Raw genomic sequence first — 11,750 nt, 5'->3', positions numbered from 1 at the left:
AAGCTCGTTCGTCGTCACGATAGAAAGGCGAAGGAACTCGCCCAGGCAAGGAAACCGATGCGATGACAATCACGATCACGGCATTCGAACGATCGCCCGATGGCGGCAAGGGACTGGCGCGCGATACGCGCGTGCGCTGGGCGCTCGAGGAAGTGGGCCAGCCCTATGAGGTTCGGCTCGTTTCCTTTGCCGGGATGAAGGCGCCCGACCATCTCGCCATCCATCCCTTCGGCCAGATCCCCACCTATGAGGAAGGCTCGCTTGCGCTGTTCGAAACCGGCGCGATCGTCTTTCATCTTGCCGAGCAGCATGCGGGCCTTCTGCCCGGCGATCGTGATGCCCGCGCCCGCGCGATCACCTGGATATTTGCCGCACTGAACACCGTCGAGCCGCCGATCCTCGACCTGACCACAGCAAAGATATTCGAAGGCGACAAGCCCTGGAGCGACGCGCGCCTGCCGCTGGTAATGGACCGTGTCCGCGCCCGGCTCGACAAACTCTCGGCGCATCTTGGTGCCGCGGACTGGCTCGATGGTGCGTTCAGTGCGGGTGATCTGCTGATGGTCTCCGTGCTGCTCCGCCTCAGAATGTCGGGCATTCTGGACGAATATCCGAACCTGGCGGCCTATGTGGCGCGCGGCGAAGCCCGGCCTGCCTATATCCGCTCCTTCGCCGCGCAACTTGCGATCAACGCCCCGTCGGACGGTTGAGGCATAAGAGTCTGACGACTTTACGGGGCTTCCAACCGTCATCCCCGCGAAAGCGGGGATCCCGCTACCTTGCTCGTACTTGGAAGAAGAAGCGGGATCCCCGCTTTCGCGGGGATGACGGCGGCGGTTCAATCAAATGTCATCTTGCTCGAATTTACAAACCCGCGACTGAACCCTGAAACAGTTTCAGCATGGCGCGTACCCTATTTCCCCGCCGCCTCGATCACCCGAAGCTGAAACACCGCCCGCTCGGTCTTCAGATCGTCACCGGTCGCCCTGGGCCAGGCGCCCGATACCGCGATGACGATCTTCTTTGCCGGATCGATGAAGATGCTCTGGCCGAAAATCCCCTGCGCACCGAAATGGCCATTGGGATAGGTCCACCATTGATAGCCATAGCCATAACCCGGTGAGGTTGTGACCTGCGCGCGGGTTGCATCCGCGAACCAGCCATTGGGTACGATGCCCTTGCCGCCGTCCAGCACCAGCTGGCCCATCCGCGCATAGTCGCGCAGTGAGACCGACAGGCAGCAGCCGCCGATTTCCTGGCCCGACTGGTCGACCATCCAGAACGCGTCGCGCTCCATCCCGTACGGCTTCCACAGCTTCTCGCTGAGATAGGTCGCCAGCGGCTTGCCGGTGGCCTTTTTCACCAGCACGCCGATCAAATTGGTCTCGCCGGTCTTGTAGACCCATTTCTCGCCCGGCGGCGTTTCGCGCGGCAAGGTGCGCATATAGGCAACGGTCGGATCGACACCGGCCGGCACCGGCTTCGCATACATGGTCGCAACGTCGGATTTCGGATCGGTGTAGTTCTCGTTCCATTTGACGCCCGACGTCATCGTCAGCAGCTGCTTGATGGTCACGCCGTCATAGCCGCTGCCGGCCAGCTCCGGGATGTATCTGGTCACCGGCTCCGACACCGACTTGATATAGCCGTCGCGGATCGCCGCTCCCACCAGGGTCGAGCTGAACGACTTGGCGACCGAGAAGGAGGTGTAGCGCCCCTCGGCCGAATAGCCGCGGGCATAGCGTTCGAGCCGGACCTTGCCGTCCTGGAGCACGATCAGCCCGGCGACATTCTGCGCCGCCATATAGGCGTCGACCGCCGCCGCATCGAGCGGCAGCGGCTTGCCCTGCGGCAAGGGATGGACCTTGCCGCCCGCGCTGACGACATGGCCGGGAAACAGCTTCTCCATCGCCGGGAAATTCTGATCGCGCTGCGCCTGCGACCAGAACAGGATGGTCGCACCCGCGCTGCGCAATTTGTCCGCATCGCCGGTCGACAGGCGGACATCGGGCGATTCGACCGCCTGGGCAGTGCTGGTTTCGATGTGAGTCGCATATCCCGCCAGCGCCATCGCGCCCAATATCGCCAGCCGCCGCATCCTCATCTCCCCTTTTATCGTTTTATCAGCGTCACTTGCGCGACGTCGATACCGCCGCCGCGAAAGCCGCCTTCGCAGTACATCAGATAATAGCGCCACAAGTCCACGAAATCCGTGTCGAATTCCGGCGGCAGCTTCCCCGCCGCGACCGCCGCATCGAAATTCTCCCGCCAGCGCCGCAGCGTCTCGGCATAATGCTGGCCAAAGCCGACCCGGTCCTGCCAGACCAGCCCGTTGCGTTCGGCCAGCGCACGAAAACGGCTTTCGGAAAGCAGCATGCCGCCGGGGAAAACGAAGCGCTGGATGAAATCGACATTGCGTGCATAGCCCTCGAACAGCGCGTCATCGATGATGATATACTGGATCGCTGCGCGCCCGCCGGGCTTCAGCGCGCGCGCGACGGCGCGGAGATAGGCCGGCCAATATTCCTGCCCGACCGCTTCGACCATTTCGATGCTGACCACGGCATCATAGCTGCCCGCGACATCGCGGTAATCAGTCAGCGACACGGTGACGCCGCCCAGCTCGGCATCGGCCCCGGCATCAGCGATACGCTGGTCTACCATCGCCTTCTGTTCCGCCGAAAGCGTGATGCCATGAACCCTGCGCCCGGCCCGCGCGGCGAGTTCGGCGAATGAGCCCCAGCCGCTGCCGATCTCGAGGATCGCATCGCCCGGCCGGGTCGCCGTGCGGTCGAGCATCGCCTGCAGCTTGGTCGCCTGTGCCGCCTCGAGCGATTGCGCCGGGTCGATCGGTTCGGCGAACAGCGCGCTCGAATAGGTCATGCCCGGGTCGAGCCACAGGCTGTAGAAATCATTGCCGAGATCGTAGTGGAATTCGATGTTGCGCCGCGCGCCCGCCTTGTCGTTGCGACGCAGCCGATGGCCGATTCGCCGGGCGAGGCGAGTCAGTCCCCCGGCCCGCGCGGTATCGCCGAGCGAGCGTCCGTTGCGCATGAACAGGTCGAACAACGGCACCGGGTCGGGGCTGGTCCATTCCCCCGCGACCCAGGCGGTGTACCAGCCCGCCGAGCCGTTGCGGACCAGGCGAAGCAGCGCGCGCCAGCTGCGCAGTTCGACCACCGGCACCGGCCCTGGCGCCCGGCCACCAAGCAGGCGCCGCGAGCCATTGGGCAGCGACAGCTCGATCGCGCCCTGATCCAGACCCTGATCGATCCGGTCGAGGATGCGGTGAAACGCCCAGGCGAAGCGGTTGAGCAACCAGGCGCCCTTCCCCTCTCCACCCTGTCCTTCACGCTGCATCCGCGCCCCGAACCGGCGTCCCCTGTTTGGCACGGTCGCGTTCATATGCGCAGCCTCATGCACCCGGCACGGGGCGGCGAAAAGCGATTCTTGCCGGCACCGTCACTTGACCTGCCGGGCTGCCGCAAGCGCGCGTTCCCGTGCTTCGCGATGGCCGATGACCTTGGCCGGATACGCGTTCGGACGGCGTCCGGACGCGTCGGGATCATGCACCACCGCATCGCTCAGCGCCGCCAGTTCAGGCACCCATTCGCGGATATAATCGGCGGCATCGAACTTCTCGGATTGGGACAACGGCGCCATGATCCGCACGAACATGTTCGAATCAATTCCCGTGCCCGCGGTCCATTGCCAGTTGACGCTGTTGCTGGCGTAATCGGCATCGACCAGCGTATCCCAGAACCAGTCTTCGCCGCGCCGCCAGTCGATCAGCAAATGCTTGATCAGGAACGACGCCGCGATCATCCGCACGCGATTATGCATCCAGCCCGTCGCCCACAGCTGACGCATGCCGGCATCGACGATCGGATAGCCGGTCCGTCCCGTCTTCCACGCCGTCAGGTCGGCATCGGCCTCCGCCCCGGTGCGCCAGGCCAGATCGTCCAGCGTCGGCCGGCCATTGGTTTTGCCGTAATCGGGAAATTGCAGGATCACATTCTGGGCATAATCGCGCCAGGCGATCTCCTTCAGGAAGGTTGTCGCGTCGCCCCGCGCCTTGAGCGCATGGTGCCACACCGTCGCGGGTGAGATTTCGCCGAAATGCAGATGCGGTGAGAGGCGTGAACTCGACTCTTCCGAAGGCAGGTTGCGGCCGATATCGTAATGCGTCGCTTTCGGGATGAAATCGTCGAGCCGCTCGACGGCTCCCGCTTCTCCCGGCGTCCATTCCCCGCGAAAACCCCCTGCCCAGTCGGGCTTGTCCGGCCGCAAACCCCAATCGTTCAGGCGATCGCTCTCCGGCCAATGATCCGACGCCGGGATGATATGCGGCGGCGGTGCAGGCTGTGGCGGCGGCATATGTTCGCTCAGCGCACGCCAGAACGGGGTATAGATCTTGTAGGGCTGGCCCGCGCCCGTGGTCACCGACCCGGGCGGCAACAAATAATTGCCGTCATGGCAAACCAGATCGAGCGATTTCGCGACCGCCTTTTCGGCATTGCGCCACCAGGGCTCGTAATGGCGCAGGCAATGCACCCGCGTCGCACCGGTTTCACGGGCCAGAGCGGTCAACACCTCAGCGGACTTGCCGCGCCGCAGGATCAGCCGCGAGCCCTTGCCGCGCAGGTCGGCGTCGAGCGACTCAAGGCTGTGATGCAACCACCAGCGCGACGCGCCGCCCATCTTGCGATGCTTCGGCGTATCGTCATCGAGAACATAAACCGGGATGACCGGCCCCTCGCACGTGGCTGCGATCAGCGCGGCCTGATCGTGCAGACGCAGATCGCGACGGAGCCAGAGAAGCGTCGGGCGCCTCATGTCAGGCGCTGGATCAATCACCCTCACCCGGCAAAGTGGAAAAATATTTCTCGTATTTACCGGCCTCGCCCTTGTGGTCATCGGCATCGGCCGGGGTCTGGTCGGCCTTGTTGCTCACGACCGGCCATTGCGCCGAGAAGGTCCGATTGAGCTCAAGCCATTGCTCAAGCCCGCTTTCGATATCCGGGGCAATCGCCTCGGCCGGGCATTCGGGCAGGCATGCCGCGCAATCGATGCACTCGTTCGGATTGATGACCAGCATGTTTTCGCCCTCGTGGAAACACTCCACCGGGCAAATTTCCACGCAATCCATATATTTGCACCGGATGCAGGCGTCGGTGACGACGAACGTCATGATCGGTCCCTCATACCATCACCACACGCTCTCACATCGCGTGTGGCTGCTTCTCGACCTGCCAGGTCTGGCCCTGCGACAGCAATTTCTGCAGGTCGGGCTTCTTGCCTTCGGACGCCTGCTTGTTCTGCGCGACGACCGCGCTTTCGAACGTCGGCGCCGGGTCGTTGTAGATCACGCCCAGCGCGACCGGGAAGGTCCCAAGCGGCAATTCGACCAGCATATGCGCGACGGCGCGGTTGGTCTGGTCATGCACGATGACCTTCGCCGCGGCCCAGTCGCCGTCGACGACATCGACGATCTTGAGCACCAGCCGCTCCTGGTCGAGCGCAATGCCCTTGGTCCCGCCAGCGAACAGCAAGGGCTGGCCATGCTCGACCCACAGCTGCCCGGCTTGCGCCTTGTCCTTGTCGGTGAAGCTGGCGAACACATCGTCATTATAGACGATGCAGTTCTGGTAGATTTCGATGAAGCTCGCGCCCTTGTGCGCGTGCGCGGCCTTGAGCACCGAGGGCAGATTCTTGTTCACATCGATCGCCCGCGCGACGAAGCGCGCACCCGAACCCAGCGCGAAGGCGCATGGGCTGGCCGGCCGGTCGACCGAGCCGAACGGGGTCGAGGGCGAACGCGTGCCGACCCGACTGGTCGGCGAATACTGCCCCTTGGTCAGGCCGTAAATCTCGTTGTTGAACAGCAGCACCTGGCAATCGAGATTGCGGCGCAGCAAATGCATCGTGTGGTTGCCGCCGATCGACAGCGCATCGCCGTCCCCGGTGATGATCCACACATCGAGATCGGGATTGGCCAGCTTGACCCCCGTCGCCACCGCCGGCGCACGGCCATGGATGGTGTGGAAGCCGTACGTCTCCATATAATAAGGGAAACGCGACGAGCAGCCGATGCCGCTGACGAACACCGTGTTTTCCGGCCGCACGCCCAGTTCGGGCATGGTCCGCTGCACCGCCTTCAGGATCGCATAATCGCCGCACCCCGGGCACCAGCGTACTTCCTGGTCGGTTTCCCAATCCTTCGGCGTGGTCTTGGCGATGGGAGTCATGTCGTTCATGCGAGTGCACCTTCGATGGCGGCTTCGATCTCGGAGATCATGAAGGGTTGGCCGGAGATCTTGTTGAGCGGTTTCGCATCGACCAGGAATTGATCGCGCAACACCGTCTTGAGCTGCCCGGTGTTCATTTCGGGTACGATGATCTGGTCATAACCCTTTAACAACTCACCGAGATTTGCGGGCATCGGCCAGATATGGCGGATATGGATGTGCGACACGTCATGGCCCTTGCGACGCATGCGCCGCACCGCCTGGTGGATCGGCCCGAAGGTCGAACCCCAACCGACGATCGCCAGCTTGCCGCGCGCTTCGCCAAGCTCGACCTCCTGATCGGGAATCGCGATATTCGCCACCTTGTCGCGACGGATCTCCGTCATCTTCTGATGGTTGGCGGCGCCATATTCGATATTGCCGGTGCCGATCTGTTTCTCGATCCCGCCAATGCGGTGAAGCAGGCCCGGCGTACCCGGCTTGACCCAGGGCCGCGCCAGCTTCTCGTCGCGGCCATAGGGCAAGAAGCCACCCTCCGGCACATGGTCGAGATAGGTCACCGGGAACGGCGCGTAGGTGCTCATGTCGGGCACTTTCCACGGCTCGGCGGCATTGGCGATATAGCCGTCGGTCAACAGCATCACCGGGGTCATATATTGCACCGCGATCCGCACCGCCTCGATCGCGCAATCAAACGCGTCGGCGGGCGAGCGCGCGGCGATCACCGGCATCGGCGCGTCGCCATTGCGGCCATAGACCGCCTGATAAAGATCCGATTGCTCGGTCTTGGTCGGCAAGCCGGTCGAGGGACCGCCGCGCTGCGAATTGACGATCACCAATGGCAGCTCGGTCATGATCGCCAGGCCCATCGCCTCGCCCTTCAGCGCAATGCCCGGGCCAGACGACGAGGTGACGCCAAGCTGCCCGGCATAGGACGCGCCGATCGCACTGGCGATCGCGGCGATCTCATCCTCCGCCTGGAAAGTGGTGATGCCATATTCCTTGAGCCGCGACAGGTGATGCAGGATCGCCGAGGCAGGCGTAATCGGATAACCGCCAAAGAACATCGGCACATCGGCGAGTTGCACGCCCGCGACCAGTCCAAGCGAGATCGCCTCGGCGCCGGTGACGGTGCGATACAGCCCCTCCTCCGCCGGCGCCGCGGCAATGTGATGCTGCTTCATCGGCCCGGACAACTCGGCCGTCTCGCCATAGGCATGGCCGGCATTGAGCGCGGCGATATTGGCTTCGGCCAGTACCGGCGCCTTGGCGAACTTGCTCTTCAGCCAGTCGATAATCGGCTGGCGATCCCGGTCGAACATCCAGAGCGCGAGCCCCAGCGTCCACATATTCTTGCAGCGCAGCGCTTCCTTGTTGCCGAGCCCGAACGGCTTCACCGCATCGAGCGTCAACTGCGAGATGTTGAAGGCAAGCAATTGCCATTTGGCCAGGCTGCCATCGGTCAGCGGGCTGACCTCATATTTCGCCTTGTCGAGGTTGCGCTTCGAAAATTCGCCTTCATCGGCAATGATCAGCCCGCCGGGCTTCAGCGCCTCGACATTGGTCTTCAGCGCCGCCGGGTTCATCGCGACGAGCACGTCGGGCGCATCGCCGGCGGTGTCGATCGCGGTCGAGCCGAAATTGATCTGGAAAGCGGAGACGCCGAACAACGTGCCCTGCGGCGCGCGAATCTCGGCCGGAAAATCGGGGAAGGTCGCCAGGTCATTGCCCGACAGCGCAGTCGACAGCGTGAACTGACCGCCGGTCAGCTGCATGCCGTCGCCCGAGTCGCCGGCGAAACGAACCACGACGGATTCTGCGAGTGGGTGGGCGGACGCCTCTTCGGGTGTCACCTCATGAACGGCGGTCGCCATTGTCATCATCCTGTAAACTTCAGTGTGCGTCGTCTAGGCCCGCGACGCTGCGAGCCCAAGGTAGAAAATGCGCGGGCGTGTGCAACCGCTTCTTTTCGAAAGCGCCCCCCGCCTTTTCACCCCCCGCCTTATCAAAGGCACCCCCAAGAGCGAGGATCGAGCTGACATGACGGCGCGCGACGTCCATCGCATCCAGCCCGTAACCGCCCCCCACGGTACTGGCGAGCGGAATGCCGCGATCGATCATCAGCCCGGCGATCAGCGCCTCGCGCCGCGCCAGCCCGTCCAGCGTCAGGCTGAGCCGGCCGAGTCGATCGCCCGCGAACGGATCGACCCCCGCCTGATACAGCACCAGATCCGGCCGAAACTCCTCGAGCAGCGGCACCAGCGTCGCGCGCACCGTGTCGAGATAGACGTCATCCCCGACTCCATCGGCCAGCGGCACATCCAGCGTCGAACGCGCCTTACGCACCGGGAAATTCTTCTCGGCATGGATCGAATAGGTCGCGATCTCGGGCCGTCCCGCGGTCAGCGCGGCGGTTCCGTCGCCCTGATGCACATCGCAATCGACCACCAGCACGCGCTCGACGGTTCGTTCCTCGACCAGCCGGATCGCCGTGACGGCAAGGTCGTTGAACACGCAAAAGCCCGCGCCGGTATCGGCCAGCGCATGATGGCTGCCGCCGGCAGTGTTGGCGGCAAAGCCACGCTCGAGCGCCAGTCGCGCCGCCAGCCAGGTGCCGCCCGGCACCACCGCCGCTCGCCGCGCGACCGGCGGCGTGACCGGAAAGCCGATCCGCCGCTCCTTGCTGGCGGGCACGCGCGCCTCCAGCACCTCGGCGACATAATCGGCATCATGCGCCGCCTCCAGCCAGGCGACCGGCATCGGCTCGGGCTCGAACCACTCCAGCGCTGCACCGCTCGCCATCAGCACATCGCGGATCAGCCCGTTCTTGTTCCATTGGTACGTGCTGCGCGCCGGCGCCGGGGCGACATAATCCGGGTGATGGACGAGGGCGATCATCATGCCTAGGTAAGCGCGAACACCGGGCTGCGCCATGCACCGGACCAGTCAGGAGACGCCATTCATGTCCGATCCGTTCGTCCGCCCCGATGTCCGCGGCTTCCTGACCTATCTCAACAACGTGCCTGGCCCAAAGATGCACGAGCTCGATGCCGCATCGGCACGCGCGCTCTATGTGGCGATGAAGGACGTGGCGGACGTGCCGCTGGGCGAACTGGCGACGGTCACCGACCTGTCGATCCCCGGCCCCGCCGGCGCGATCCCCGCCCGCCTGTTCGACGCCCGCGCGTCGCGCGAGCCCGGGCCGGTGGTGCTATTCTATCATGGCGGCGGCTTCGTCATCGGCGATATCGTCAGCCATGCCAGCTTCTGCGCCGAGATCGCGCGCGTGCTCGATCTGCCCGTCGTCTCGGTCGATTACCGCCTCGCGCCCGAACACCCCTGGCCCGCCGCGCCCGACGATTGCGAGGCGGCGGCGCGCTGGGTGGCGGAAAGCCCCACCGGACTGGGGCGTTCGGCAACCAGCCTGATCGTGTGCGGCGACAGCGCGGGCGGCAATCTTTCGATCGTCACGGCTGTCGCGCTCCGCGACGCGCCGGCCAAAGTCCCGGTGATCGCGCAATTCCCGATCTATCCCGCGACCGATTCGAGCCGGGAACTCCCGTCCTATGGCGAGTTCGCCCAGGGCTATCTGCTGACCCGCGACAGCATGGACTGGTTCGAGGCCGCCTATCAGCCCGAACGCACTCATATCCGCGCCTCACCCTTGCTCGGCCCGCTCGCCGGGCTGCCGCCCGCGCTGGTGGTGACCGCCAGCCTCGACCCGTTGCGCGACCAGGGCCGCGCTTATGCCGGCGCCCTGATCGCCGCCGGCGTACCGACCACCTATCGCGAGGCGGTCGGCAATATCCACGGCTTCGTCACGCTGCGCCAGGCGATCCCATCGGCGCAAGGCGATGTCGCGGGGGCGCTGGCCGCGTTCAAGACCATCATCGCCGAAGCGGAAGCCAACCGCGTCATGGCGCAGGCGGCGGGCTGAAACGGGACCGGGTGACCGGAAATCACCAAAACCCGTTCGGGCTGAGCCTGTCGAAGCCCCGTGCCACAAGCGAGCCGCCACTGATGGACCCTGCCGGTTTCAACTGCCTGACAGGCGCAGGACAATCTTCGACAGGCACGGGGCAAACGGATAGAGAATGCGCATGACCGACCTCTCAACCCTCCCCTATCGCCCCTGCGCCGGCGTGATGCTGCTCAACGCGCAGGGCAAGGTGTTCGTCGGCCAGCGGATCGATTCAACGCTCGAGGCGTGGCAAATGCCGCAAGGCGGAATCGATGACGGCGAGGAGGCGGAACAAGCCGCGATCCGCGAACTCGGCGAGGAGACCGGCATCACCCCCGACAAGGTCGACCTGATCGCGACGATCGACCGCGAACTGTTCTACGACTTGCCCGAGGACATGATCGGCAAGGTGTGGAAGGGCAAATGGCGCGGCCAGCGCCAGCGCTGGTTCCTGTACCGCTTCCACGGCGCGGACAGCGATGTCGACATCGCGACGAAGCACCAGGAATTCCGCGCCTGGCGCTGGACCGACCCGGCCGAGCTGCCCACGGTGATCGTGCCGTTCAAAAAGGCGCTGTATGAGGAAGTGCTGGCGGGGTTTGCGGATTATTTGGATTAAGGGCGATATCTGAAGTGCGCCCGCTCGAGGGAGTCATCATGTCGTACACTTCCGCTGACCCCTGGTTTGGCGTGGCTTTAGAAGCTGCCGGTTGGCAGGAAGTCGTACCCTATGCCGAGTTCACGAAGAATCAGCGAAGAATTATCTTCGATACGAGCAGCTGGATGGAGCTCTCCAACGACACGAATCCTCGAATCTTCGACGTTCCGGTTCCCGAGCGAGGACGCGAGCAATGGACGTTGAATTTGATCGAGCACCTGTTTGCTGTGGAGGAAGCCACGACGAAACGAAGCTAGCTGGAACGGGATACGGGGACACAATATCAATCAATCGATATTCTGACCCCGTAATATCCGGCGTAGCTGCGGTGGCTGGAGACGCTCCGGAGATGAACTGCGGGAGTGGGAAGTGACAACATGATCATGCAGTATGGCGCTTTCCAAGCATTTGCAATTTCATGTCTTTTTACGATATTTAGTATTTTGCTCTGGTTTTTCCCTGATCAGTATTTTGCAATGAAGACAATAGGTTCGAAATTAAGTAAGATGCCTACTATAAACGTTTTGAAAAATTCAAAGATATTCGAAGAGACATATTCCCTCTGAATGTCTTAATTGCAATTGCCATTACATGCCAGATACTCTCGATTGCGTTCGATTTTTTGCTTGGGGGTCTGGGAAGCATATTTATCGTACTGGCAATTCTGTCCATGCTTACCGTGGCTGCGATCACCGTGCGTGCGTTTAATCGGGCGTGGAGACAGCTTGGTGCTTAGTCGCAAAGATTTCGGGGGCACCGATTTCGGGGACACAATACGATTTCGGGGACACAATACTAATTAGATAGTTATTGCGCCCCGTAATGCCCCGGCCTCCGCGTGAAGGCGCGCTTGTCAGAAATAATATGCTATATATTCAAATAC

11 protein-coding genes are annotated in these 11,750 nt (G+C 63.2%); 4 read left to right on the top strand and 7 right to left on the bottom strand.

Translation table 11 applies throughout. The features are described from left to right. The first annotated feature begins 62 nt into the window (after positions 1 to 62). Positions 63 to 710, top strand: a complete 648-nt coding sequence (locus OO12_RS14515) for a glutathione S-transferase family protein (RefSeq protein WP_034159436.1) — start codon at positions 63 to 65, stop codon at positions 708 to 710. Between the two features lie 203 nt (positions 711 to 913). On the opposite strand, the gene OO12_RS14510 is transcribed toward OO12_RS14515, so the two are convergent. From OO12_RS14510 to OO12_RS14480, 7 genes are read right to left on the bottom strand one after another with little or no spacing between them, the layout of a single operon-like run. After that, positions 914 to 2,098, bottom strand: coding sequence for a serine hydrolase domain-containing protein (locus OO12_RS14510; RefSeq protein ID WP_235364803.1), 1,185 nt, complete (start codon positions 2,096 to 2,098; stop codon positions 914 to 916). Between the two features lie 14 nt (positions 2,099 to 2,112). Further along, entirely contained in the window at positions 2,113 to 3,405 is a 1,293-nt protein-coding gene (locus OO12_RS14505; RefSeq protein ID WP_034159434.1) for an SAM-dependent methyltransferase, read from the bottom strand. 57 nt (positions 3,406 to 3,462) lie between these two features. Then, positions 3,463 to 4,836 (bottom strand): cryptochrome/photolyase family protein, encoded by a 1,374-nt coding sequence (locus OO12_RS14500; protein ID WP_034159433.1) that lies wholly within the window; start codon positions 4,834 to 4,836, stop codon positions 3,463 to 3,465. Positions 4,837 to 4,849: 13 nt separating this feature from the next. After that, positions 4,850 to 5,191 (bottom strand): ferredoxin FdxA, encoded by a 342-nt coding sequence (gene fdxA, locus OO12_RS14495; RefSeq protein ID WP_034159432.1) that lies wholly within the window; start codon positions 5,189 to 5,191, stop codon positions 4,850 to 4,852. Between the two features lie 31 nt (positions 5,192 to 5,222). After that, entirely contained in the window at positions 5,223 to 6,257 is a 1,035-nt protein-coding gene (locus OO12_RS14490; RefSeq protein WP_034159431.1) for a 2-oxoacid:ferredoxin oxidoreductase subunit beta, read from the bottom strand. Continuing rightward, positions 6,254 to 8,122, bottom strand: a complete 1,869-nt coding sequence (locus OO12_RS14485; RefSeq protein WP_034159430.1) for a 2-oxoacid:acceptor oxidoreductase subunit alpha — start codon at positions 8,120 to 8,122, stop codon at positions 6,254 to 6,256. The genes OO12_RS14490 and OO12_RS14485 overlap by 4 nt, the downstream gene beginning before the upstream one ends. Before the next feature lie 19 nt (positions 8,123 to 8,141). Further along, entirely contained in the window at positions 8,142 to 9,146 is a 1,005-nt protein-coding gene (locus tag OO12_RS14480) for a histone deacetylase family protein (protein WP_082006551.1), read from the bottom strand. Between the two features lie 64 nt (positions 9,147 to 9,210). On the opposite strand from OO12_RS14480, the gene OO12_RS14475 reads away from it, so the two are divergent. The 3 genes from OO12_RS14475 to OO12_RS14465 all read left to right on the top strand — a co-directional run bounded on the left by OO12_RS14475 (position 9,211) and on the right by OO12_RS14465 (position 11,124). Continuing rightward, complete coding sequence (locus OO12_RS14475; protein ID WP_082006550.1) at positions 9,211 to 10,185, top strand: alpha/beta hydrolase; 975 nt, start codon at positions 9,211 to 9,213, stop codon at positions 10,183 to 10,185. A 163-nt stretch (positions 10,186 to 10,348) separates the two neighbouring features. Then, a complete protein-coding gene (locus tag OO12_RS14470) occupies positions 10,349 to 10,828 on the top strand; it encodes an RNA pyrophosphohydrolase (protein WP_034159480.1) in 480 nt (159 codons plus the stop codon). 38 nt (positions 10,829 to 10,866) lie between these two features. Next, positions 10,867 to 11,124 (top strand): hypothetical protein, encoded by a 258-nt coding sequence (locus OO12_RS14465; protein WP_152616443.1) that lies wholly within the window; start codon positions 10,867 to 10,869, stop codon positions 11,122 to 11,124. Positions 11,125 to 11,750 lie beyond the last annotated feature (626 nt).

Origin of the sequence: Sphingomonas sp. ERG5 (genome assembly GCF_000803065.1) — a bacterium.
In the GTDB taxonomy this organism is placed as follows: Bacteria; Pseudomonadota; Alphaproteobacteria; order Sphingomonadales; family Sphingomonadaceae; genus Sphingomonas.
Note: the sequence above shows the minus strand (reverse complement) of the source record. Positions and strands in the feature narration are given on the sequence as shown.

Coding starts and splice junctions, on each gene's coding strand:
- OO12_RS14505 (WP_034159434.1), bottom strand. CDS start 3,405: ATGAACGCGACCGTGCCAAACAGGGGACGCCGGTTCGGGGCGCGGATG.
- fdxA (WP_034159432.1), bottom strand. CDS start 5,191: ATGACGTTCGTCGTCACCGACGCCTGCATCCGGTGCAAATATATGGAT.
- OO12_RS14470 (WP_034159480.1), top strand. CDS start 10,349: ATGACCGACCTCTCAACCCTCCCCTATCGCCCCTGCGCCGGCGTGATG.
- OO12_RS14465 (WP_152616443.1), top strand. CDS start 10,867: ATGTCGTACACTTCCGCTGACCCCTGGTTTGGCGTGGCTTTAGAAGCT.
- OO12_RS14475 (WP_082006550.1), top strand. CDS start 9,211: ATGTCCGATCCGTTCGTCCGCCCCGATGTCCGCGGCTTCCTGACCTAT.
- OO12_RS14480 (WP_082006551.1), bottom strand. CDS start 9,146: ATGATCGCCCTCGTCCATCACCCGGATTATGTCGCCCCGGCGCCGGCG.
- OO12_RS14500 (WP_034159433.1), bottom strand. CDS start 4,836: ATGAGGCGCCCGACGCTTCTCTGGCTCCGTCGCGATCTGCGTCTGCAC.
- OO12_RS14485 (WP_034159430.1), bottom strand. CDS start 8,122: ATGGCGACCGCCGTTCATGAGGTGACACCCGAAGAGGCGTCCGCCCAC.
- OO12_RS14510 (WP_235364803.1), bottom strand. CDS start 2,098: ATGCGGCGGCTGGCGATATTGGGCGCGATGGCGCTGGCGGGATATGCG.
- OO12_RS14490 (WP_034159431.1), bottom strand. CDS start 6,257: ATGAACGACATGACTCCCATCGCCAAGACCACGCCGAAGGATTGGGAA.
- OO12_RS14515 (WP_034159436.1), top strand. CDS start 63: ATGACAATCACGATCACGGCATTCGAACGATCGCCCGATGGCGGCAAG.